At 36.7% G+C, this 24163-nt stretch carries 22 protein-coding genes; 6 read left to right on the top strand and 16 right to left on the bottom strand.

Annotated features, from left to right (window positions below):
* The 11 genes from BMW38_RS17675 to tviB form a co-directional block, all read right to left on the bottom strand.
* The coding region (locus BMW38_RS17675) for an SDR family NAD(P)-dependent oxidoreductase (RefSeq protein WP_139193550.1) at positions 1 to 325 on the bottom strand (325 nt) is incomplete at its 3' end.
* Between the two features lie 43 nt (positions 326 to 368).
* Positions 369 to 2243: a polysaccharide biosynthesis protein gene (locus BMW38_RS17670; protein ID WP_092710539.1), complete on the bottom strand. Its 1875-nt coding sequence runs from the start codon at positions 2241 to 2243 to the stop codon at positions 369 to 371.
* A gap of 141 nt (positions 2244 to 2384) precedes the next feature.
* Positions 2385 to 3560, bottom strand: a complete 1176-nt coding sequence (locus BMW38_RS17665; protein ID WP_092710536.1) for a DegT/DnrJ/EryC1/StrS family aminotransferase — start codon at positions 3558 to 3560, stop codon at positions 2385 to 2387.
* Between the two features lie 26 nt (positions 3561 to 3586).
* Positions 3587 to 4246, bottom strand: coding sequence for an acetyltransferase (locus BMW38_RS17660; RefSeq protein ID WP_092710533.1), 660 nt, complete (start codon positions 4244 to 4246; stop codon positions 3587 to 3589).
* Complete coding sequence (locus BMW38_RS17655) at positions 4243 to 4851, bottom strand: sugar transferase (protein ID WP_092710530.1); 609 nt, start codon at positions 4849 to 4851, stop codon at positions 4243 to 4245. Before BMW38_RS17655 ends, BMW38_RS17660 begins: the two co-directional genes overlap by 4 nt.
* Position 4852: 1 nt before the next feature.
* Positions 4853 to 5989: a glycosyltransferase family 4 protein gene (locus tag BMW38_RS17650; RefSeq protein WP_092710526.1), complete on the bottom strand. Its 1137-nt coding sequence runs from the start codon at positions 5987 to 5989 to the stop codon at positions 4853 to 4855.
* 7 nt (positions 5990 to 5996) lie between these two features.
* Entirely contained in the window at positions 5997 to 7073 is a 1077-nt protein-coding gene (locus tag BMW38_RS17645) for a hypothetical protein (protein WP_092710522.1), read from the bottom strand.
* A gap of 3 nt (positions 7074 to 7076) precedes the next feature.
* Positions 7077 to 7970 carry a glycosyltransferase gene (locus tag BMW38_RS17640; RefSeq protein WP_092710518.1) on the bottom strand — a complete coding sequence of 298 codons (894 nt, stop codon included), beginning with the start codon at positions 7968 to 7970 and terminating at the stop codon, positions 7077 to 7079.
* A gap of 16 nt (positions 7971 to 7986) precedes the next feature.
* A complete protein-coding gene (locus tag BMW38_RS17635; protein ID WP_092710513.1) occupies positions 7987 to 9168 on the bottom strand; it encodes a lipopolysaccharide biosynthesis protein in 1182 nt (393 codons plus the stop codon).
* Complete coding sequence (locus BMW38_RS17630; protein ID WP_092710508.1) at positions 9169 to 10029, bottom strand: polysaccharide pyruvyl transferase family protein; 861 nt, start codon at positions 10027 to 10029, stop codon at positions 9169 to 9171.
* Positions 10030 to 10042: 13 nt separating this feature from the next.
* Positions 10043 to 11317, bottom strand: a complete 1275-nt coding sequence (gene tviB / locus BMW38_RS17625; RefSeq protein WP_092710504.1) for a Vi polysaccharide biosynthesis UDP-N-acetylglucosamine C-6 dehydrogenase TviB — start codon at positions 11315 to 11317, stop codon at positions 10043 to 10045.
* A gap of 353 nt (positions 11318 to 11670) precedes the next feature.
* Here tviB and BMW38_RS17620 point away from each other — a divergent pair, with 353 nt between their 5' ends.
* From BMW38_RS17620 to BMW38_RS17600, 5 genes are all read left to right on the top strand, one after another.
* Positions 11671 to 12768: a polysaccharide biosynthesis/export family protein gene (locus BMW38_RS17620; RefSeq protein ID WP_092710501.1), complete on the top strand. Its 1098-nt coding sequence runs from the start codon at positions 11671 to 11673 to the stop codon at positions 12766 to 12768.
* Between the two features lie 4 nt (positions 12769 to 12772).
* Positions 12773 to 13201 (top strand): low molecular weight protein-tyrosine-phosphatase, encoded by a 429-nt coding sequence (locus BMW38_RS17615; RefSeq protein ID WP_092710496.1) that lies wholly within the window; start codon positions 12773 to 12775, stop codon positions 13199 to 13201.
* Positions 13202 to 13219: 18 nt separating this feature from the next.
* Positions 13220 to 15403, top strand: coding sequence for a polysaccharide biosynthesis tyrosine autokinase (locus BMW38_RS17610; protein WP_092710492.1), 2184 nt, complete (start codon positions 13220 to 13222; stop codon positions 15401 to 15403).
* Positions 15404 to 15595: 192 nt separating this feature from the next.
* Positions 15596 to 16321, top strand: coding sequence for an FKBP-type peptidyl-prolyl cis-trans isomerase (locus tag BMW38_RS17605; RefSeq protein WP_092710488.1), 726 nt, complete (start codon positions 15596 to 15598; stop codon positions 16319 to 16321).
* A 50-nt stretch (positions 16322 to 16371) separates the two neighbouring features.
* The gene (locus tag BMW38_RS17600) at positions 16372 to 17067 is read left to right on the top strand and encodes an FKBP-type peptidyl-prolyl cis-trans isomerase (protein WP_213031194.1); all 696 of its coding nucleotides are present in this window, start codon (positions 16372 to 16374) and stop codon (positions 17065 to 17067) included.
* A gap of 47 nt (positions 17068 to 17114) precedes the next feature.
* Here BMW38_RS17600 and murJ read toward each other — a convergent pair whose 3' ends face one another.
* Positions 17115 to 18665: a murein biosynthesis integral membrane protein MurJ gene (gene murJ / locus BMW38_RS17595; RefSeq protein ID WP_170834094.1), complete on the bottom strand. Its 1551-nt coding sequence runs from the start codon at positions 18663 to 18665 to the stop codon at positions 17115 to 17117.
* A 72-nt stretch (positions 18666 to 18737) separates the two neighbouring features.
* Positions 18738 to 19307: a 1,6-anhydro-N-acetylmuramyl-L-alanine amidase AmpD gene (gene ampD / locus BMW38_RS17590; protein WP_092710477.1), complete on the bottom strand. Its 570-nt coding sequence runs from the start codon at positions 19305 to 19307 to the stop codon at positions 18738 to 18740.
* 171 nt (positions 19308 to 19478) lie between these two features.
* On the opposite strand from ampD, the gene nadC reads away from it, so the two are divergent.
* The gene (gene nadC, locus BMW38_RS17585) at positions 19479 to 20324 is read left to right on the top strand and encodes a carboxylating nicotinate-nucleotide diphosphorylase (protein WP_092710473.1); all 846 of its coding nucleotides are present in this window, start codon (positions 19479 to 19481) and stop codon (positions 20322 to 20324) included.
* Here the strand turns inward: nadC and BMW38_RS17580 are convergent.
* From BMW38_RS17580 to rph, 3 genes are all read right to left on the bottom strand, one after another.
* A complete protein-coding gene (locus BMW38_RS17580) occupies positions 20321 to 20488 on the bottom strand; it encodes an ABZJ_00068 family colistin stress protein (RefSeq protein WP_004640355.1) in 168 nt (55 codons plus the stop codon). The genes nadC and BMW38_RS17580 overlap by 4 nt on opposite strands.
* A 446-nt stretch (positions 20489 to 20934) precedes the next feature.
* Entirely contained in the window at positions 20935 to 23103 is a 2169-nt protein-coding gene (locus BMW38_RS17575; protein WP_092710469.1) for a phosphocholine-specific phospholipase C, read from the bottom strand.
* Positions 23104 to 23393: 290 nt separating this feature from the next.
* Positions 23394 to 24110, bottom strand: a complete 717-nt coding sequence (gene rph / locus BMW38_RS17565) for a ribonuclease PH (RefSeq protein WP_005037670.1) — start codon at positions 24108 to 24110, stop codon at positions 23394 to 23396.
* Between the last annotated feature and the right edge of the window lie 53 nt (positions 24111 to 24163).

The raw sequence follows: 24163 nt of genomic DNA, 5'->3' as shown, positions 1-24163 counted from the left end.
CCAGTTGAATGCTACCCGCAATATTATTATCAAAATAAATAAGCGGTTTTTCTTGGCTTTCACCTACGGCTTTTAAACCCGCGAAGTGGATCACAGCGTCAATTGAATGAGTCTGAAAAACACGATCAAGTTCATCTGCATTACGAATATCGCCCTGCACAAAAGTTAAACTTTTTTGAGCGATATCTTGAACTCTATTTAAAGATTCTTCTGAACTATTCGAAAGGTTATCAAAAACGATAACTTCATGACCAGCCTGCAAAAGCTCAACACATGTGTGTGAACCAATATAACCTGCACCACCAGTGACTAGAATTTTAGCCATATGTGCCTCTCAAACCATTTAGATAATAACTGATATTTATAATCTAATTAACCATAATATCTTTGCTACGTTTATAACCATCGACATAGTGCTCGAGTTGACAAAGAGCCCAATCAATATCTTTTTGAACAGCAGTCATATTATTAACACGCTCAAAAATTTCTTGAATCTCTGTAAGAGGATAAAACTTTTCAAACGATCGAAGAATTCTACTGTGCTCGGTATATTCAGTATTTTCTTGATCAATTAATAATTCTTCATAAAGTTTTTCACCTGGGCGTAATCCGCTGTAGTGAATTGCGATATCCCCTTGCTCTGAGTCTTGTTCACGCACAGTTAGACCACTTAAAGAAATCATTTGTCGAGCTAAATCCTGAATACGGACAGGTTCACCCATATCAAGTAAAAAGACATCTCCACCTTTACCTAGAGCACCAGCTTGAATAACTAACTGAGATGCTTCAGGAATCGTCATGAAGTAGCGTGTTACATCTGGATGGGTCACAGTAATAGGACCACCTTTTGCAATCTGATTTTTAAATAAGGGAACTACAGAGCCTGAAGACCCCAATACATTACCAAAACGTACAATACTAATTTGAGTTTGCTTTTGAGCTTCAGCCATTGCCTGACAATAAAGCTCAGCCATGCGCTTTGATGCACCCATAACATTGGTTGGACGTACTGCTTTATCAGTCGAAATTAGAACGAATGTCTCAACACCCTTTTTCACAGCTGCATTTAAACTATTCGCTGTTCCAATCGCATTGTTCTTCAGACCAGCAATAGGGTTACATTCTACTAAAGGTACATGTTTATAGGCAGCGGCATGATAAACAGTCTGTACACTATACTGCTCAATAATACGCTCTAATTTTTGTTGATCCTGAACAGTACCTAAAATTGGAACAATTTCACATTGAGCGCTTAAACGTAATTCTCTATCTATGCTGTAAAGAGCAAATTCCGTAATTTCATAAATGATCAACATTTTAGGTTGATTTTTAATAATTTGTCGACATAACTCCGAGCCAATAGAACCACCGGCACCTGTTACCATTACGATTTTATTATGAATATTTTTTGCAAGTAAATGATCTACAGGTGGTACTGGGTCACGTCCCAATAAATCAACAATGTCTACTTCACGAATATCAGCAACTTTTAATTCACCATCAACCAACTGAGTAAGGCCTGGAAGTTCCGTAATTTTAAGATGTGCAGGTTCTAACTGTTGAATAATTTCACTTTTGCGTACGCGACCTACTGAAGGTAATGCTAATAAAATTTCATTAGTTTTATATTTTTCAAACCGTTGTAAAGCTTTTTCTAAAGACAGTACTTTTAAACCACCAACCATATGGTCTTGCAAAGAACTATTATCATCAATGAAGAAGACAGGTAAATGGTTGCCTGAGCGATAAAGCACAGCTGCAATTTGCTGACCAGCATCACCTGCACCATAAATTGCGATACGCTTTCTCTCTTCCCCTGTGAGTAATGCAGACTTTACAATAAATCGGATAAATGCACGGCTACACCAAACCCAACTAAACATTAAGAAACCAAACATCAATGGAATTGATGTTGGAACAAAAGCTGCCGAGAATGCATTTAGGCCATATAAAACAACTACCATCAGTGCAACAGCAAGCGCTAATTTTGCAATAAAGGCTTCGTTAAAAGTACGAACAATAAAGCGATATACCCCAGTTACCATTAAACTTAAAATAGCAACGATAGTAACGATCGCTACTCCATAGTTAATACCTGGGATAACTTCAGCACCTAAATCAAACAGTCGAATGGCATAACATAGCCACAAAATAACAGGAAACGCAAAAAGGTCTACAAGAACCAAAAAACATTGTTTGGTGAGTCTTGGGGCAGACGCAAACTGATAAATAATCTTTTTCACAATACTCTTCTAATCGTTCTAGTAACCGTGCGATATTTATACTCATTTCTCATATAACTAGAAATAAAATTTACGCAGCGGTTACATAACTTTAAATCAGATCATAATTCAAAAGAAAGCTATGTGAATAGCTTCACATTTTTATGATTGTATAGCTCTACTAACAGCATTAATTGCAAGAATTGTTTTTTCTATACTGTCTGGACTCAAAGTCGGATGCACCAAAAACATTAAGCTTGTTTCACCTAATTGCTGCGCATTTTCCAAACGTTTTTCTGGACGCCATGGGGTACCATCAAATGCATGCTCTAAATAAACTTCTGAACAAGAGCCACTGAAGCAAGGTACGCCTTGCGCATTAATTTCTTGCATTATACGGTCACGTGACCAGCCATCTGGTAACGCCTCTAAATTTACTTGCACATAACATTTATAATGCGCATGGACATAATCATCTGAAGGGATATGAACGTTAAAGTAAGGAGAATTTTCAAACGCTTTTAAAATCTTTTCTGCATTTTCAGTACGCTTTTGTGTCCATTCAGTCATACGTGTTAACTGAATTCGACCAATAACTGCTTGCATTTCCATCATGCGCCAGTTAGTACCAAATGAGTCATGCAACCAGCGAAAACCTGGAGGGTGTTGTTTGTTATAAATACTGTCATAGCTTTTACCATGATCTTTATAAGACCACATTTTTTTCCAAAGCTCTTCATCATTTGTGGTGACCATACCGCCCTCACCACCAGTTGTCATAATTTTATCTTGGCAAAAAGACCAAGCAGAGATATGACCGATTGACCCAGCAGCTTTTCCTTTATATTTTGCACCATGAGCCTGTGCGCAATCTTCAATAACATAGATGCCGCGCTCAGCAGCAAGTTGCATAATCGGATCCATATCGCACATCCAACCGGCCAAATGTACACAAATAATCGCTTTAGTATTGGGTGTAATTACGGCTTCAATCGTACGTCGTGAAATATTCTGAGAATCCAACTCTACATCAGCGAAAACAGGATTAGCGCCCGCCGTTACAATGGAACTTGCTGAAGCAAGAAAAGTACGAGACGTCACAATAACATCATCACCTGCACCAATATCTAAAGCTTTTAATGCAACATCCAACGCAACAGTTCCATTTGCCAAAGCGACCGCATATTTTGTACCAGAAAACTCGGCAAATTCTTTTTCAAAAATTCTACATTCTTGGCCAGTCCAATAGTTTACTTTATTTGATAGTAATACATTTTTGACTGCGTCAGCTTCTTCTGTAGTAAAACTTGGCCATGGTTCAAATGCAGTGTTTAACATTATGATTTCCTAATAAAAAATACTTCTTACTTTCTTTCTAAAATTCTGGCTGGGTTGCCGACAACTGTTACACCAGCTGGTACACTTTTAGTCACTACAGCACCCATACCAACAATAGCACCTTTACCAATCAATAAAGGTTTTTCTGGTGTACCTTGTTTAATGACGGCTCCAGCACCTATATAGGCATGATCTTCAATATGAATGTTACCATTACATTTAACGCCTGGAGCAAATGTAACGTAGTCACCAATCACACAGTCATGCTCAACATAACTGTATAAATTAGCATGAAAACATTTACCGATTTTTATATTTGATGTAATTGAAACGAAAGGACTTAAGGCTGCCCCTTCACTGATTTCAACGTTATCCATAATTACTGAATTATCAGCTTGTACGGACCAAAGTTTAATACCATCAGCAATCAACTGATTGGCAATTTTTTCACGAATTTGACTATTCGCAATAGCAATTAATACATACTTATTAGAACATTCTATTGATTTAAAAGTTTGATAGTTAACAGCTCTATGCCCGTTTACTATCTTTTCTTCTTGTAAACTATCATCAATAAAATAAATTTCTGCTGCAATACTTTGACGTTGGAGCTGTTGTCTTGCAACAGGCATCAGACTGCGACCACAGCCTGAAGCACCATAAATCGCATAGATCTGGTTACTCATTTCTGTGCTTCCGACTTTGAACCTGTAAACTTGGTCATCGTCGCTTCACCAGCTTCATTAATATCATCTTTAGCGATTACTTTTTTAACGGTATGTAGCATAATTTTAAAGTCTAACCAAAGCGATCTATTTTCAACGTACCACGTATCCAGTTTAAATTTTTCTTCCCAGCCAATTGCATTACGTCCATTAACCTGAGCATGACCAGTCATTCCTGGACGTACATCATGACGCTTTGCCTGTTCTTTATTATAAAGCGGCAAGTACTCCATCAGTAAAGGTCGTGGACCAACAATACTCATATCGCCTTTAATCACGTTCCAAAGCTCAGGCATTTCATCAAGACTGGTAGAACGAAGCATTTTGCCAAATGGGGTTAAACGTTCATTATCAGGCAAAGGATTACCTTGCGCGTCTGTTGCATCTTTCATGGTTCGAAATTTAATCATTTCAAACGGCTTCCCATGTAAACCTGGCCGAACTTGGCGAAACAATACTGGCGAGCCTAAGTTTTTTTTCACCTTATATGCAACATAGAAATATAATGGTGAGAGCAAAATTAATGCTATAGAAGCAATAATGATATCAAATAAACGTTTCAACATTTTACAGCCCTAAAATATCTATCAGTTTTTGATTTACTTTATTAGCATCAAATTTTTCGATTGCTATTTCATAACTAGCTTTACCCATTATTTGAATCTTTTCAGGATGCTCAATAAAGTAAATCATTTTCTCAGCTAACTTTTCAGGGTCCCATCGCGGTACGATAAAACCATTAACTCCATTTATCACCGTCTCACGGCAGCCTGGAACATCTGTAGTAATTACCGCCCGACCAATTGCCATAGCTTCTTGCGTACTTCTTGGTACTCCCTCCCGATAGGAAGGCAAAACAAAAACGTCACTATTCGCGATCCATTCCTGAATATTATCTACATGCCCAGGGTGCTCTATAACTCCTGATTTTATAAGATTGTGTAGTTCATCTTCGGATAATGCACCTAAATTACTTTTATCAACTGCTCCTAATACTGTAAATATAGTCTTAGGATACTTTTCTTTTACTAATTTAGCCGCAGCTACAAATTCATGGATACCTTTTTCTTTCAGCAATCGGCCTATAAATAAAAACCTAGTTTTTATAGCATCTAGATTGGCTACTGGCTTATATGGATATGCTTTTAAATCTAAACCTATTCCGCCTAAAACACTGACATTCTTTACTGATAAAGAATGATTTTTCAATAAATCTATTGGATCATCCGGGTTTAAAAAGATTAAATGGTCTAAATGTGGAAAAGCTATTTTATATAAAAAAATCTGAATATTTCGTATCAGTTTAGTTTTAGGGGCAAGCCCTTCGGGTTGGTCAGTAAAGGTATACCCTAAACCTTCTAACATACCAATACGACGCGGCACTTTTGCTAATTTAGCTGCTAAAGTTCCAAAAATAACAGGCTTCGTAAAATATGAAAAAACGATTTCTGGCGAGACTTCACGTATTTTCTTAGCTAAGCGATAGGTAGCTATTAAATCAGCTAGTGGATTTAAGCCACCTCTATTTAGCTCATAAGGAACAGGGATAGCGCCCAAGCTTTGGATTCGTTGTGAAGAGATATCATCATAATCTGTAGCAAAAGCATACACCTGATATTTATTGTCTATTAAACTCTTTATAAGGTCGGCACGGAAACCATAAAAGCTTGAAGCGACTGTTCCTATTAATGCTATTTTTTTCATACCAACCTCATTTTTTCGAGAATAATTGCTTATGTTTCTCACCCAGTAATAAGAAAAAACATATATAGACAACAATATAATTAAACATTCTCAATCTAACGGCTGTGCCAAGATTATCGTTACCAATTAACCAGACGCTGCCATAAGCCACAAAGAAAACTAATAAAAACCGTATAAAAGCATTAGCATATCTAATATTTTTAATAATATAGAAAAACATAAAAATAAAAGGCAAACTCTCGATAATCCATAATAGTACAGACAAAGGATTTACAAAAAACAATCCAAATAATTGGCCTAGAATACTTAAAATAAAGTTAGGTACAAACATTACAGGATCAGAGAAGTCAATTCCCAAAGTAGAGCCTGAACTAACATCAGCATTTTCAGTAAAACCTTCTCTATATTTTGTTAGTGGATCAAGATATCCATAAAAATTTAAAATAAACAAAATTAATAAATAAAAAAATCCAAGAAATATGGTTTTCTTAGCATTTAATTTAATTCTCCAAAAAATTAAAGCCATCAAAAACCCGAAACCTAAATATGGTCTAAAACCATAAAGCAAAAATAAAAAAACTATAGACAAAATAAAAAAGAATATTTTTATTATAACTTCATTCGTATTTATATATTTTCTAACCGTTAAACAACCCAAAAGGAATATTAATAACATAACAGTATCACGATATATATCCATAGAATAGAAAAACAAAGTAGGATATATGAGCATTAATAATATACAATAAAAATATTCTTTTTGGTTTTTATTAAACTTTAAATTTGCAACGACTGTAGTCAAAAAAGGAAGTAAAAATAGATGGATACCAAATATTACATAAGATATTATAGATCTAGAGTAAAAACCAGAATCAGAAAGAAATTTTAAAAAAATAGGCCATAAAGAGGTTGTATAATCTTCATATCCTTTAGCAAAAGCATCATAATAATCAGCATCACTCCCTCCACCAACAGGAAGTATTAAATAATCAGTTTCAAACAATAAAAATAAAAGTATCTTTGTAAAAAGTACAATAAAAATCGAAATAAATATAGCTTGATTACTAACTTTTAGTTTATTCATGTATCAAACCAACTTTAAGAGAAAATTTTCAAAACCAGAGTTTTCTAATATATTACCCCATTTATAGATATGCATATCAACTTGCACATCGTTATTTATATTAGAAATAAGATCATCTTTAGAAGAAATAGACTCCAACCAGATTGGTTGATAATCATGATTAAGTGCAAACTCTTCAATCCATTGATATTTATTAGAAATAACACTTAAGCCTGAAGCTAAATATTCTAAAGTTTTTGTACTGGTCTGAATATTGAATGGATATATATCAGGTGTAAAGTTAAGTCCAAAGCGACACTCTCTATAAAGCTTTGGTAACTCACTTCTTTCAACACGCCCTAGTAAGGTTATATTTTTCTGAGATAATTTGAAAATTTGTTCTATCTCAGAAGTAACTGTACCAATAATCAATATTTTTAAATCCAAATTAGCAAGTTGAATTATTGCTTCAACTAAGCCTTGGCGACCCAAAATAGAACCACAATATACTATATCATAAATGGGGTTATCAGATTTTTGTTGATATAAAGCTTCATCCACCCCCATATCTCTCCTAATAGAAGGAATACTATCTTTAAATTGTAGAGTATTCTCAACCTCTTCATTAAGGAAAATTCTACCTGATGGCTTGCTATTAATAGTCTTTTTAACTATATCTTTTAAGATAGCATAAGGAGGAGTAGATAAACTTTGATATTCATGAACTTCTATGGCTTTAATTCGTTTTTTTTTCCAAAAAGGTCTAACGCCCATAAAATATATATTGATATCATTATTATTATCTAACAAATGCTCATAATCTAATTGTATACTATGCCCTCTCGCAATAAGATATTCTTGATAAGCATAAGCTTCAGGAGTGTATGCATTTTGTTTTAATGAAATACCAATCTTCACTAATGGCTCCTTTAAACTAAATTAAACCAACGTTAATACTTTTGCGCTTGTAATACAGCCATAATATAAATTTCATTAAAATATAGCCGCTAGCAGTTGAAATTGCTGCGCCCAATATCCCCCATTTTACGGACATAAAATAGCAACAAATCGAAATCGTTAAAAAAACTATAATTTGAAAGGATAATAATTTACTTTTATCTTCAGTATATGCAGCAATTGTCATACCAAAACCAAAAATCTGTGATAAAACAACACCAAATAAAAGTATTAACAATGACAAATAGCCATCCTGACTAGCAACCCCATATAGGGAAAAAAATAATTTACCAAACACTACTGTTAATATGAATATTACTGCACTAACAGCAAAGAGAAAAAGAGAATACTTCCTTGATAAATGATGTAACGCTATAAATTCTTTTTCCTGATAAAATTTAACTAAATTAGGAGTAATAACAACCATTACAGATACACTTATATAAGTTATTAGAGCAGTAAAACTTTGTGCGATAGTATAATAACCTAATGATTTATCACTCACAATATTAGATAAAATGATCCGATCAAACTGTGCATTTAATAGAATTAACAATGCTGAACAAGTGGGAACCCACCCATATTTTACGTAACTAAATAAACTTTCTTTTTTTTCATCCTTATATAACTTAAAACTAGAAAAAACAATAAACAAAGAAGATATAAAAAGAAAAAATATAGAAGAAATATAAACTAAAAAAAACTCATTATAATTAACAAGAAAATAAAAAAAGAGTACAAAAATTAAAGGTAAAAAGTACTTCAAAAAATCATCTATCACAGAATTTGCATATTGCCTATTATGCAGCATTAAAATAGATGATTTGAATATAAAAAAAGAGAGTGGAAATACTATTAATCCTACATACCACAAGTTATATTTATAATCAAAAAATATACAACCAATTAAAGTAGCAAGAAAAGCACCAAAAATAAAAAATAAAATTTGTTCTTGAGGTATAATTTTATATCTCTTTTCTATTATTTTTACATTTCCGCCCCAACACCCAATTATTGAGAAGATATTAGACCAAGTTAATATCAATCCAAACAAACCAAATATTTCTACACCATAAACTCTAGAGATGACCATTCCCAAAACCAATGACAGAATGGCCCCTATAATTTTTAAACCAAATAGAAAAATTGATTTTTTCATTTACTCGATGAAACTCACATTTTCCATTTGCTTCATGCTTTGCTCGTAAACGCCCTTACATTTATAATATCCATTATTATAAATTTTAACTTTTTTATTTAACAAGGCTGCACCAATAGAAACATGAAGTCTATCGGTATAAACCTCATCATACAAATCGATTAATTCCAGGAATTTTCTAGCGCTATATAACGATTGATCATAATTAGATGAGCCAAAACTAGCCACTATCGATAAATCATTAACAAGCACTCTAGGAACATCTACTGTGGCACTCTGTTCCTTGTCCACTCTTGTTGCATATATTGTTTTCTTAAATTTTGAAATAACATTATGATATGCGAATATGAACTTCCGAATTATATTTTTACTCGAAAAAACCTGCATTTCATTTTTAGATGATTTTATTTCAGAAATATCACAGAAAAAAGCTATATCATCTTCTAAAAAAATTTTTGACGCATTTGAATTTTTTATACAATAATCATAACTATATTTTTCACGGCAGAATATAATACTACCTTCGGTGAGATTTGAAATTACGTCATCTACCTCCCTAATTGAATGGGGTAAAATCACAACTTTTACCTTTTGGTTATTCAATTGTGTTAAAAAGTCAGTTGTAGCGCCCCATTCTGGTACCAAAGCCCCACCACCAGCAATCATAACGGTATCACCTTGTTTTACCTTGGCAACCTCATCAAATGATATTGGTTTAAAATTTAAATTATATTTTTTTGCTAGTGCATAAAATCCCATATTAATTAATGCATCACCAGCATTACCATTATTCGCATAATAATAAATATTACCTTGTTTCTTTTCAGAAAACTCTTTAAATAAATTAATTAAATCTGACATTATAAACCCTATTTTACAATCTTATGTTTACTTGATTCTGTGCTAATACGTATTTCAAATCATAAAGTACATGCTTATCTTTACCTAAAGCATGAAATGCTTCCGCAGACATTGCTTGAAATTGATTATGTGCAACCGCAATAACGATTGCATCATACACACCTTGGTTTAATTCTTTAACTGGCGCTAATCCATATTCCTGTTGAACTTCTGTATCATCTACCCACGGATCGTAGATATCTAGATCTAAATCATATTCTTTTAATGCTTGTATAAAATCAACAATTTTTGTATTACGAATATCTGGGCAGTTTTCTTTAAAACTCAATCCCATCACCAAAATGCGTGCGCCAACAACTTGTATACGTTGTTTTACCATCTCTTTAATAAGCTGAGTTGCAACGTATTCACCCATTCGGTCATTTAAACGTCGAGCAGCCAGAATAATTTCAGGGTGTAACCCAATAGACTCAGCCTTGTGAGTTAAGTAATAAGGATCTACTCCAATACAATGTCCACCAACTAGGCCCGGTCGAAAAGGTAAGAAGTTCCACTTTGTCCCTGCAGCCTTAAGTACATCTTCTGTATCTATACCCAATTTATTAAAAATAAGGGCTAACTCATTAATGAGAGCAATATTAACATCACGCTGCGTGTTCTCAATGACTTTGGCTGCTTCTGCAACCTTAATGTTAGGTGCCTTATGAGTTCCTGCCTCAATAATTAAGTTATAAACTTCATCAACATAATCAGCCACTTCAGGAGTCGACCCTGAGGTGATTTTTAAAATATTAGTTACACGATGCAACTTATCACCTGGGTTAATACGCTCTGGACTATAGCCTGCGAAAAAGTCTTGATTAAATTTTAAACCTGACACTTTTTCCAAAACTGGTATACAAACTTCTTCTGTAGCACCTGGATATACGGTCGACTCATAAACCACAACATCGCCTTTTTTTAGTACCTGACCAATACTAGTCGATGCCTTAATTAAAGGAGTTAAGTTTGGCTGTTTAAAATCATCAATTGGTGTTGGTACGGTTACTATAAAAAAGTTACAGTTTTTTAAATCCTCTAAATCTGTTGTATAGTTCAATTGAGTTGCATCTTTTAATTCTTCTGAAGAAACTTCTAATGTATGGTCATGCCCACTTTTAAGTTCATCTATACGTTTCTGATAAATATCGAAACCAACTACCGGTACTTTCTTCCCAAATTCAACTGCCAATGGCAAGCCTACATAACCTAAACCAATGATTGCTATTTTCAAATTGGCAATTTGCATATTAAGAAAGCCTTTTCTAAAGTTTGTATCTATATATAGCAATGCTTTGAGCATATATGACGGAGCGTACTATAGCAGATTTTTCAAGACACCCGTAAGCTAATTGTATAAATGTGTTTACAAGCATTCTATCTACCGTATTGGAAGAAAATTGAAAGCCTATAGGTTTAATATTTCCCCCTTATTACTTTGTGAAATTTAGCTTGTAGATAAACTAAACATACAAAGCTATACGATTTTTCGGTGTTTTTTCATTTCTTTTCAGCTAAAATCCATTCATCCTGCGTTTAATAGACACTTGTTACTATGCAGTGGACAATATCAATTAAAGATAAATACACAAAGGGTTGCGTGTGAAGTATTGCCAGTTTTTTTCTGTTCTTGCCTTAAGTTTGAGTGCTGCCAGCTGTGCGGTTACTTCCGGTTTACAAACTTACGATATTCCAAATGAAGGCGTTTATAAAACTGACCTTGGAACTACTGTTAATGTTGTTAAAATCTCTCAAGAAACACTACCTGCAATTCAACCTGCTCAAGTTGACTATCAACGTAGCTATGCAGCTTTATTTAAAAATCAACAACCCATATACCGCTTAAGCTCGGGTGATGTGCTTTCTATCCAACTTTGGGCCTACCCTGAAATTACACCTCCGATTAGTGTTAGTAATGAACAGTCTGTTCAAGCGAGTGGATACCCTATTGACCAAAATGGCTATATTCAGTTTCCTCTAGTTGGTCGCTATAAAGCAGCTGGTAAAACTCTTGCTCAAGTGAACCGTGAGTTACATAGCCAACTTGCCCGCTTCTTAAAAAATCCTGACGTGGTTGTGCGTGTATTATCCTATGAGGGTCAGCGCTTTTCTGTTCAGGGCAGCGTCATAAAGGGTGGTCAGTTCTACTTAAGTGACCAACCTGTTAGTGTCTATGCAGCTCTGGGTCTTGCTGGCGGTGTCAGTGATAAAGGTGATAATACTTATATTCAACTCATTCGAAATGGCCAAACCTATAATCTAAATACTATAGACTTAGAAAAAGCAGGTTTTTCATTACATAAATTATTAGTTCAACCAAACGATACCATTTATGTCAGCACCCGCGAAAATCAAAAGATTTACGTTATGGGTGAGTCTGGTAAAAACCAAGCTTTACCTATGCGTGACCAAGGTATGACTCTAAGTGATGCATTAGGTGAAAGTCTAGGCTTAAACCCTTTATCTGCTAGTGCGAGTCGAATTTATGTGTTACGTACCAATCCAAATGACCGAACAACTGAACTCTATCATTTAAACTTAATGAGTATTGGGGATTTCGGATTAGCTAATCAGTTTAGACTACGTAGTAATGATATAGTCTATGTTGATGCGACTGGCTTGACTCGCTGGCAGCGTGTTGTCAACCAAATTATTCCTTTCTCAAGTGCGTTATACAACATAGATCGACTGGGACAGTAATATTATGCAGTTTAAAAATATTTTAGTCGTCTGTATTGGAAATATCTGTCGTAGCCCTATGGCTGAGTATTTTTTAAAACAGCAATATCCCCAGTTAAATATTGAGTCAGCCGGTATTTCAGGGCTTATTGGTCATCAGGCTGATGAAAAAGCCCGACTTTGTATGCAACGATTAGGTATTGATATGCAACCGCATGTTGCACGTAAACTTAGTGCGGAGCATATCAAGAGAGCTGACCTGATTTTAGTGATGAGTCAAAACCAGCAAAAACATATTGAGCAAACTTGGCCTTTTGCAAAGGGAAAAACCTATCGCTTAGGCCATTGGCAAAACAAAAATGTGCCAGATCCTTATCAGCATGATCAAACTATTTTTGATGAAACTTGCCAACTCATACAGCAATGTATTGATGACTGGAAACCTTATATTTAACGCCAAGATTTTAAGCTTATGAACCAAAATACGAATACCGAAGATACAATTGATCTAAAGGAATTATTCTTTTCACTGATTGCTCAGTGGAAACTTATCGCTCTCTGCGTTATTTTAAGCCTTGTATGTGCACTGCTCTATTTACGTGTAACACCTGACACCTATTCGGTTGATGCTTTGGTTCAAGTTGAAGACAGCAAAGGAGCCTCTGCTGCACTTTTAGGTGATTTATCACAAATGATTGAGCAAAAATCTCCTGCTCAAGCTGAAATTGAAATTTTGAAATCTCGCTTGGTTTTAGGTTCGGTCATTAAAAATTTACATTTAAATATACAAATTTCTAGTACAGAGAACACCCTAACTCATCGCTTACTAAGCGATACTGAATATAAAACTGAATACAATACAAAATCTGTTATCTTTAAAGACGGCTTAAAAAGTTTTGAAATTCGCCAATTTGAAGTACCTGCGTATTATTTAGATAAAAATTTACTTCTTAATTTTGATAAACAATCTTTACGCTTGACTGACCCTAGTAATGAGCAAACTGTTTTAACACTACCCCTTAACCAGTTAAACCAAGTTACAGGTCCACATGGTACTTGGAAAGTTGCCATTTTTACTAAAGATCAATTTGACGCAACTTATAATATCAGAAATCTTTCTTTACCAGCCTCTGTAAATGCCATTAGTACAAACTACTCAGTTGGTGAGCGAGGCAAACTTACAGGCGTTCTAGGCTTAAGCTATCAAGGCCAGGATAAAGAACATATTACTAAAGTGCTCAATGCAATTTTAGCAACTTATAGTGCGCAGAATATTGAACGTCGTTCAGCCGAATCTGCACAAACTTTAAAGTTTCTGGATGAACAACTACCTGATTTGAAAAAACAATTAGATGATGCTGAGCGTCAATTTAATAAGTTCCGTCAACAATATAATACTGTTGATGTGACTAAAGAATCAGAGTTATATTTAACTCAAAGTATTACTTTAGAAACTAAAAAATCTGAACTTGAGCAAAAGCAAGCCGAAATGGCGGCAAAATATACTGCTGAACATCCCGTAATGCGTGAAATTAATGGACAGATTACTGCTATTAATAAACAAATTGGTGAACTCAACAGTACTTTAAAACAATTACCAGATGTACAACGTCAATATTTACAGCTTTATCGCGAAGTTGAAGTTAAAACTCAGCTTTATACAGCCCTACTCAACTCTTACCAACAACTCCGTATTGCAAAAGCCGGTGAAATTGGTAATGTTCGTATTGTGGACACTGCTGTTGAACCTGTTGCCCCAATTAAACCACAGAAACCTCTTATCCTTATTTTATCAATATTTGTTGGTGCATTTATTGGGATATTACTAGCCTTACTACGCAATATTTTACGTACAGGTATTAAAGATTCTAGTCAAATTGAAAATGACTTAGATTTACCAGTTTATGCAACGGTACCCCGCTCTCCAATTCAAGAAAGTCGCATCAAGATTTTAAAGAAGAAGAAGAGTATTCCTATACTTGCTGTTAAAAATAGTGATGATATTGCAATTGAAAGCTTACGTAGTATCCGTACGGCCATTCACTTTGCATTAGCGAGTGCGAAAAATAATATCATTATGATTGCTGGCCCGTCACCAGAAGTAGGTAAATCCTTTATTTCGACTAACCTTGCAACAATTTTTGCACAAGGTGATAAACGTGTATTACTGATCGATGCCGATATGCGTCGTGGTTATATGCACAAATATTTTGATGTCGATGTAAAACCTGGACTTTCTGAATTGCTAAGTGGTCAAGCTGACCTACAAAAAGTTTTGCACAAGACTCAAGTTGCTAACCTTGATGTGATTACACGTGGTAAGAGCCCAACAAATCCTTCAGAAATTTTAAGCTCAAACCAATTTAAAGAATTACTTGAACAGCTACAAAGTCAATATGACCACATTATTATTGATACTCCACCAGTACTTGCAGTAACCGATGGTATTATTATTTCGCAATACACTGGTGTGAACTTAATTGTAGCTCGTTATGCTAAGTCACAAATGAAAGAGCTTGAATTAACACTTAATCGCTTTGAACAAGCGGGTGTCAAAGTCAACGGCTTTATTCTCAATGACATTCAACGTGCTAGCGCGGGTTATGGTTACGGCTATAACTACGCTTACGCATATAAAGCACAAAAAGAAGATTAAACGTAAAATCATAAAAAAACCGGATCAAGTGATCCGGTTTTTTTATTTAAGTTTTTTTTAAGTATATCCCTACTAAAACTAACTAAAATATATAAAAAACCACTCGTTTTTTTTCTTAAACATTCTATGCTTAAGCATGCTAAGATCAAAAGCAGCCTTTTTAGACTCAAATGATTATTTTTGGAACCTTTTATGAGTAAAGCCTTACCCATTGCTGTCGCTGTAGTTTTAGGCGGTGCTGCACTTGTACCAGTATATTATGCAAGCCAACATCCGACCGCAGAAGTCGGAAGCAAGGCAAATAAAAATGCCACCCCAATTGAAAAAATTAGTTATGTTCTTGGATATGAAGTTGCTCAGCAAACTCCGCCTGAACTAGATACAAAATCATTTGTGAAAGGGATTCATGATGCTCGCAGCAAACAGCCAAGTGCTTATACTCAAGAAGAGTTAAAAGCTGCTGTAGCCGCTTATGAAAAAGAATTGCAGCAAAAAATGCAGCAACAAAATAAACCAGAACAAGCTGCTGGTACTGCTCCTGAGTCTGCAGATGCTCAATTCCTTGCAGAAAACAAAACAAAAGCTAGCGTAAAAACTACGGCGTCTGGCTTGCAATATATCATTACTAAAGAAGGCACAGGTAAACAACCCACTGCGCAGTCTATGGTTAAAGTACATTACGAAGGCCGTTTAATTAATGGTCAGGTTTTTGATAGTTCCTACAAACGTGGTGAGCCAGTTGAGTTCCCACTCAATCAGGTTATTCCTGGCTGGACTGAAGGACTTCAATTGATGAAAGAAGGCGGTAAAGCAACGTTCTTTATTCCATCAAATCTTGCCTATGGCCCTCAGGAAGTTCCTGGCATTCCAGCAAACAGTACACTGATTTTTGATGTAGAACTCATTTCAGTGAAATAAAAACATTCAGGAGAGTAGAACACTACTCTCCTTTTTTTTTGGAAAACGGCATGAAAAAAATTGGTCTAATTATTGCAACATCAACAATGAGTTTATCTGTTCTTGCTGCAACTCCTATAACGAATAAAAGCCCAGCAAAAGAACAATTTAGCTATAGTTATGGCTATTTGATGGGTCGTAATAATACTGATGCATTAACAGATCTAAATCTTGATACTTTTTACCAAGGTCTTCAAGAAGGCGCACAAAGTAAAACAGCACGCCTAACTGATGAAGAAATGGCAAAAGCGATTAATGACTATAAGAAAACCTTAGAAGCCAAACAACTCGTCGAATTTCAAAAAACAGGTCAACAGAATGCCCAAGCAGGTACAGCATTTCTTGCTGACAATGCAAAAAAATCAGGTGTAATCACGACTAAATCTGGTCTTCAATACCAAGTATTAAAAGAAGGTAATGGTCAAAAGCCGAAAGCCACATCTCGTGTTAAAGTAAATTATGAAGGTCGTTTACTCGACGGGACCGTATTTGATAGTTCTATTGCCCGTAATCATCCAGTTGAGTTTCAGCTCAGTCAAGTCATTGCAGGCTGGACTGAAGGTCTACAAACTATGAAAGAAGGCGGTAAAACTCGCTTCTTTATTCCTGCTAATCTTGCTTATGGTGAGGTCGGTGCTGGCGACAGTATTGGCCCAAATAGCACTTTAATTTTTGATATTGAGTTGCTACAGGTTTTACCAAAATAAATTCATTAGATATAAAAAAGCGATCAGTTAAGATCGCTTTTTTATTTTTAGTGTTTTAAGTCTCTAGGACGAAAACCTGTAACGACGAGAGCAACCAGATAAGCGACTACGCCGACTACACACAATCCAACCACTTCGGCAACGCGTAACCATTGTGAAAGTTCACCGTTATACCAAGTCAAACCAAACCAAAGTGCTGCAATCATGGCAAGGTTTGCCAAACCATATTGAAGTCCTAATTTCTTCCAATGTGAACCAAATCGGAAAATATTACGTTTATGTAAATAGAAGTAGAGTAAACCCGCATTCACTAAAGCCGAGCCTGAAGATGCCAATGCAAGTGCCATATGCTCTGCATGCCAATCAATCAGCTTAAAGAAACCAATAAATATAACGTTTAAAATAGCATTCGCTGCGACTGACATTAAACCAACACGCACTGGTGTTTTGGTATCTTGCTGTGCATAAAAACCAGGTGCAAAGACTTTAATCAGCATAAAAGAAATCACGCCTGCACTCATACATTGCAGTGCTAGAGCTGTCATTTGTGTATCACGTAGGTCAAACTCGCCACGCTGGAATAATGCCTGAATAATCGGTGTAGAAAGCATAAATAAGGCAATACTTGCTGGTAAGCCAACTAATACAATAATTTTTGCAGCCCAGTCGATCATACCGCGGAACTTTGCTTGATCTTGTTCTGCATGACGGGCAGAAAGTGAAGGTAAAATCACTGTACCAATCGCAACGCCAATTAAACCTAATGGCAATTCAGTCATACGCTCTGCACTGTAGAGCCAAGATACTGAACCATCTTGCATGAAAGAGGCCCAAATCGTATTTAATAACAGGTTAATCTGGGTAACAGATACCCCAAATAATGCTGGAAGCATTAACTTTAAAATACGCTCTACACCTTCATGTTTAAAATCAACTTTAGGTGGAATCAGCAGATTTTTACGCCATAATTCTGGAATCTGCAAAGCTAACTGCAACACCCCTGCCACAACCACTGACCAACCTAATGCTTTGATCGGTTCAGCCATATACGGCGTAAGCCACCATGCGCCTGCAATCATCGCGACATTCAGCAAAACTGGTGAAAAAGCGGGTGAAGCAAACGAACCATAGCTATTTAAAATACTGCTGGCAAAAGCAGTCAGCGACATAAACAATAAATAAGGGATGGTCAGCCGGAACATACTGACGGCTAAATCGAACTTTTCAGGATCGCTATGGAAGCCAGGTGCGTACATATAAATGATAGCAGGCGCTAAGACCATAGCCACAAAAGTAAGTAAGGTCATGACTGTTAACAAGCAGCCAAATACCCGACTAATCAAGATCTGCACTTCAGCGTGTGCTCGGCCTGTTTTATATTCAGTTAATACTGGAATAAAGGCCTGAGAAAAGGCACCTTCAGCAAATAGTCGTCGAAAGAAGTTGGGAATACGAAATGCGACGACGAAGGTATCGAAATCTTTACCCGCACCAAACACGTTGAGCAAAACGACGTCACGCACTAACCCTAACACTCGTGACAACATCGTCATTGCACTGACAATAAAAGTCGATCGCCACAATGCCATCGTACTCACCTACAGCTATATTCGAAAGACGCTATTGTAATGAAACTAGAAAATCTTTTCGTTGTGAAATGATGAACAAACTCAAGTTTTTTTCTGACCCAACAATTGTCTAAAGTGCTGCCATTTAAAATAAGGTCCCGGATCAGTTTTTCGGCCGGGCGCAACATCTGAATGTCCTGCAATATGATTTTTAATTTCAGGATAAGCCTGACGAATGGCTGTAGCGACGTCGGTTAATACATCGTATTGTACTTCTTCAAAGGGCAAATCATCACTTCCTTCAAGCTCTATCCCAATTGAATAATCATTGCATTCTACTTTGGCTAAATAACTCGAACGCCCTGCATGCCATGCCCGATCATTAAAATTAACGAACTGTAGTACTTCCCCACTACGTAAAATCAGCAAATGCGTAGAAACCTGCATCCCCTCAATGGTCTGAAAATAAGGATGAACTGACCAATCTAAGTTATTTTGAAAAAACTGCTCAATATACCCACCTCCAAATTGAGATGGTGGCAAGCTAATATTATGAACTACAATCATTTGAATTTCGGTACCAGTCGGACGCTGGTTAAAATTTGGAGAAGGGATTTGTCTCGCCCCTTTTAATTGTCCATCTATAACTTCATACGGTGTGATTTGCTTCATTGAGATGCCAATAAATTGCTTGCCAATTGTTTTAGTTTAAAACAGTTATCTACTTTTCAAAGTAGTAAATGCGATTGTTTATCGCGATTAATCTGATAAAACAGCTTATTTTTAAATTCGACGGTGCTAATATATCGCAAGTTTTAGGGTCATCTACAAAATGGAAACCGTATGAGCATACCTCAGTCTTTGCTTGAACAATCAATTCAAATCAATATTCAACAAGCATTACAAGAAGATATTGGGGACGGTGATATTACCGCTATGCTCACACCAGAAGATGAGCAAGCTACTGCGACCATTATTAGCCGTGAAGATATGGTCTTAGCTGGCCAACCTTGGGTTAATGCACTCATCTCAGCCTATGATAATACGGTTCAGGTGACTTGGTTAAAACAAGAAGGTGAGCGTGTTGCTGCAAATGAAGCCTTTTTAAAGCTTGCTGGTTCTGCACGTAGCTTACTTACTGTAGAGCGCCCTGCTTTAAACTTTATTCAAACTTTATCTGCGGTTGCGACAAAAACAGCCGAATATGTACAGCATATTGAAGGTTTAAATACAAAACTTCTCGATACGCGTAAAACCGTACCAGGCTTACGTATTGCCCAGAAATATGCTGTGGCTATTGGTGGCGGACAGAACCATCGTCTCGGTTTATTTGATGCATTCTTAATTAAAGAAAATCATATTATGGCGGCTGGTGGCATTGCTCAAGCAATTGCAAAAGCACATCAAATTGCACCAGGTAAACCTATTGAAGTCGAAGTTGAAACTTGGGATGAGCTAAATCAAGCACTCGAAGCAGGGGCAGATATTGTCATGCTTGATAACTTCAGCCAACAACAAATGATTGATGCAGTAAAACACGTTGCTGGTCGTTGTAAGTTAGAGGCATCAGGCAATATCACCATTGAAAACTTACGCGAAGTTGCCACCACAGGTGTTGACTACATTTCTATGGGTGTGCTGACTAAAGACGTTAGAGCTGTTGATTTATCAATGCGTTTTAATGCTTAAATAAAGTCCACATCGTTATTAGTATTTTTTTGCGACTTGGTCATGTCTGCTGCTTGTGTTTTTTGCCATGCTGACTGAGTCGCTTGCGCCCCATTATCACGTGGGTCGGCAGCCATTAAAACAAATGTAACTACTGCTAATAATACAATAAAACCTTGTAGCATAAATTTTCCCCATTACTTTTAAAAAATCAGGGTTTCAAGGTAAAAGATAAATATGAGGAGGCTTAGGAGATTCTGTTACAAAAGGTAAGTCTTTATTTTTATTATTCATCTGTACAACAGTCTCTCCCCCCAAATACAATTTTATATCAACAGCCTAAACCCTGTATTTACTATTGTGACAGGGATATCTTGTTTCTCTCTATCAACCTACGCGACGGAGTCTTACCGTCTAGAATTTTTTGCCAACAGCTAATTCTGTTACTTTGGTTTTGCCCAAAGTAACCAAAGGCATTGTCATCTGCAAAACCTGCCCACTTTCATCCTCTATCCTATTTTGTTGCAAAAATAAGATCCTTATAGATTATAGACAGGTTGCAGATGACTTTTAGCACCAGCTAATGAGGAATAAATTCCAATACCCTCATTAAGGAAAATAACTTACCAACTTAAGACTCTAAATAACCCATATACGGATCAGAAATTGAATCTTCTTGAGTTTCTATACGACCCGCAAAACGGCGGTTGAAAGTAGCATCATCAGCTAAGGTCACAGTGAAGTCATACCAGCCACCAAATTCAGACATATCCCAAACCAGTTCTTTTTCAGAACGATCTGTTTCTATATTCCATGTCTTGTTTGCAAGATACGCATTTGCCTTGACTGTGAGCTTGACTGACTTACTACCATCATGACGAACTTTTAAATATAAATTCGCATCACACTCTTCTACACACACTCTAATTTCTGGCAATGCTTGAGTCTGGTTAGCTTGGCTTAAATTACCTTTAAACGCACGATGGAAACCATTTGGCCCAAGTACCCATAAATCGTACTGCCCATTTGTAGCATTCCAGACATCATCTAACTGTTTACCCGCTTCAACCATATAACGGCGTGGAATCGCTGTAAGATCTAATCGGTTATACACATGGAAAACCGCTGCCTGTTTACCTGTATTTGAAAACATCAGCTTGACTGTCTTTTGTGCTGCATCAACTTTAGCACTGGTATGCAAAATATAAGGCAAAGCACGTGAAGGTCTAATGCCCATTTCCTGCTGTGCAAATTGTTGCTGGCTTGGAACAGGAACTTGGGGCAATAAAGCTTGAGCAACACGAATAGCATCTGCTTCTGCTTTTGTTTTCTTACCTACTAACTCATTTACAGGCAAAAGGTTTGGGGTTTTAAAATCAAAAGCTGTCGTTAAATCGCCACACACGGCACGGCGGTATGGACTAATATTTGTTTCTTGCACACCAAAACGCTTTTCTAAGAACTGTAAAATAGAAGTATGGTCAAAGACTTGTGAATTCACCCATCCCCCACGACTCCATGGTGAAATCACATACATTGGAACACGCACACCTGGTCCATACACACGTCCATCTGTTGCGGGTTGAGATTTTGCTGTAGCGACTGCTGGATGATTAAAGTACTCATAAGACACTTGTTGGTCACTTAGAGTCGTTTTCCCCTGAACTACACCTTTTTCATCTTTAGAAGGTGCACTTGGTGAAGGAATATGATCAAAGAAACCATCATTCTCATCAAAGTTCACTAATAAAACCGTCTGACTCCAAACCTGAGGGTTTTCAGTTAAGGCATTTAATACTTCCTGAATATACCAAGCACCCTGTACAGGGCTAGATGGCCCCGGATGTTCGCTATAGGTCGCAGGAGCAACCAACCAGCTTACTTGCGGTAATTTACCTTGAGCGATATCTGCTTTAAAACTACCTAAAAAACCACCGTCCGGCATGGTGTTAGCAATACCCTTATAAAGCGGCTGTGTTGCATCGATTTTTTCATCGTATGCAGGGCAAACGAGAGCATCGTTACTTACAGGTTGCCCCGACTGCTCATTCGCACGGCGATATTGTTTGAAACCTGCTAGAGGATTGTCGGTAAAGTTATCTGGCATATTCTGGTAGATTTTCCATGTGACACCAGCCTGTTGTAAGCGCTCAGGATAAGTCGTCCATTCATAACCCTCATTTGAAGGACCAATACCATCAAACTCATTTACAACACTGGCAACACCTGCACCTGTAGGGCCATTCGTTCCAGTCCAGATAAATTTACGGTTCGGATTGGTACCGGCATGCATAGCACAGTGGTAAGCGTCACAAATGGTAAAAGCATTCGCTAAGGCAAACTGATATTCCACTTCCTGTTTTTTGTAGTACCCCATCGATTGCGGCTTTTTATAAGCGACCCAATCACTCATGCGACCATTGTCCCAAGCGGCTTGGCCATCAGACCATGAATGAGGGGTACCTGAGACGCGCTGTGCATTTCCTAAACGGCTATCTAAATGGTAAGGCAATATTTTATTTTTCTTAGCATCATATTGTTCCCAAACCTTTCGGCCTTCGGTCATTGGAATGGTAAAGCGGTCTCCAAAACCACGCACGCCTTTTAGTGTTCCAAAATAATTATCAAAAGAGCGGTTTTCTTGAGTCAAAATCACGATGTGTTTAACATCTTGAATAGTTCCACTTTCAACTTTGGCATCAATAGCTAAGGCTTTTTGGATACTAAGCGGGAAACTCGCTAAAGCAGCTGTCCCAAACATGGTTTTTGTAGAATTTAAAAGAAATTCGCGACGATTCATTAGTTCTATCCTGAGTTCTTATTATGGTGCACAGTGCATTTTGCAATTACTGGTCGGCGGTGTTGTTGGCGATGAATTGTCTGAGTCGTTATCATCGTTACAAGCACTAAGCATAAGTGCTAAAGATGTAATTAATAGAAGTGAAAATTTTCGCATCATTTTTTTCCAAACGGTTTAAATGCGAACTACTAATAACGTGTAAAAGTGACAGCCAAGTGATGTTTTGATGTCGATTTGATGAAGGCATAAAAAAACGCATCCGAAGATGCGCTTTTTTAGAAAGTGTAAAATTACCAGCCTAAAGCTTCTTGTTGCTTTTTAACGAGCTCGGCAATTCCTTTTTCAGCCATTTCTAACATGGCATTGCTTTGTGCACGGGTAAATGGTTTATCTTCGGCTGTGCCTTGAATTTCAATAAATTCGCCAGCTTGTGTCATTACTACATTTAAGTCAGTTTGACAGTTCGAATCTTCTTCATAACAAAGATCAAGCAATACTTCGTCTTGATACATACCCACAGAAATTGCAGCAACTAATCCTTTAAGCGGATCATGCTTAATTTTCTTTTGAGATAATAAAACATTCATAGCATCAACCAATGCTACAGCCGCACCAGTAATTGATGCAGTACGCGTACCACCATCTGCCTGAATCACATCACAGTCGATGGTAATCGTGTTTTCGCCAAGCTTTTTCAAATCGACCATAGCACGCAAGCTACGACCAATCAGGCGCTGGATTTCCTGTGTCCGACCCGACTGTTTACCACGCGCTGCTTCACGGTCACAACGTGAGTGTGTTGAACGCGGTAACATGCCATATTCAGCAGTGACCCAGCCCTGTCCTTTTCCTTTTAAAAACCGTGGAACCGAATTATCGATACTTGCAGTACAAAGGACTTTGGTGTGACCAAACTCAACCAGAACTGAACCTTCTGCGTAACGGGTATAGTTACGTGTGATTTTTACTTCACGTAACTGGTCTAATTCACGTTGGTCAATACGCATAATCCTTCCTAACTTCTCTTAAATACAAATCTGGGCATAGTATAGCAAAGGAT

Origin of the sequence: Acinetobacter sp. yr461 (assembly GCF_900110445.1) — a bacterium.
In the GTDB taxonomy this organism is placed as follows: Bacteria; Pseudomonadota; Gammaproteobacteria; order Pseudomonadales; family Moraxellaceae; genus Acinetobacter; species Acinetobacter calcoaceticus.
This window is presented reverse-complemented; position numbering and strand designations above follow the sequence as displayed.

Coding starts and splice junctions, on each gene's coding strand:
- BMW38_RS17645 (WP_092710522.1), bottom strand. CDS start 7,073: ATGAATAAACTAAAAGTTAGTAATCAAGCTATATTTATTTCGATTTTT.
- BMW38_RS17575 (WP_092710469.1), bottom strand. CDS start 23,103: ATGAATCGTCGCGAATTTCTTTTAAATTCTACAAAAACCATGTTTGGG.
- BMW38_RS17600 (WP_213031194.1), top strand. CDS start 16,372: ATGAAAAAAATTGGTCTAATTATTGCAACATCAACAATGAGTTTATCT.
- BMW38_RS17605 (WP_092710488.1), top strand. CDS start 15,596: ATGAGTAAAGCCTTACCCATTGCTGTCGCTGTAGTTTTAGGCGGTGCT.
- BMW38_RS17615 (WP_092710496.1), top strand. CDS start 12,773: ATGCAGTTTAAAAATATTTTAGTCGTCTGTATTGGAAATATCTGTCGT.
- tviB (WP_092710504.1), bottom strand. CDS start 11,317: ATGCAAATTGCCAATTTGAAAATAGCAATCATTGGTTTAGGTTATGTA.
- BMW38_RS17655 (WP_092710530.1), bottom strand. CDS start 4,851: ATGTTGAAACGTTTATTTGATATCATTATTGCTTCTATAGCATTAATT.
- BMW38_RS17610 (WP_092710492.1), top strand. CDS start 13,220: ATGAACCAAAATACGAATACCGAAGATACAATTGATCTAAAGGAATTA.
- BMW38_RS17635 (WP_092710513.1), bottom strand. CDS start 9,168: ATGAAAAAATCAATTTTTCTATTTGGTTTAAAAATTATAGGGGCCATT.
- nadC (WP_092710473.1), top strand. CDS start 19,479: ATGAGCATACCTCAGTCTTTGCTTGAACAATCAATTCAAATCAATATT.
- rph (WP_005037670.1), bottom strand. CDS start 24,110: ATGCGTATTGACCAACGTGAATTAGACCAGTTACGTGAAGTAAAAATC.
- BMW38_RS17580 (WP_004640355.1), bottom strand. CDS start 20,488: ATGCTACAAGGTTTTATTGTATTATTAGCAGTAGTTACATTTGTTTTA.
- BMW38_RS17660 (WP_092710533.1), bottom strand. CDS start 4,246: ATGAGTAACCAGATCTATGCGATTTATGGTGCTTCAGGCTGTGGTCGC.
- BMW38_RS17630 (WP_092710508.1), bottom strand. CDS start 10,029: ATGTCAGATTTAATTAATTTATTTAAAGAGTTTTCTGAAAAGAAACAA.
- BMW38_RS17665 (WP_092710536.1), bottom strand. CDS start 3,560: ATGTTAAACACTGCATTTGAACCATGGCCAAGTTTTACTACAGAAGAA.
- ampD (WP_092710477.1), bottom strand. CDS start 19,307: ATGAAGCAAATCACACCGTATGAAGTTATAGATGGACAATTAAAAGGG.
- BMW38_RS17650 (WP_092710526.1), bottom strand. CDS start 5,989: ATGAAAAAAATAGCATTAATAGGAACAGTCGCTTCAAGCTTTTATGGT.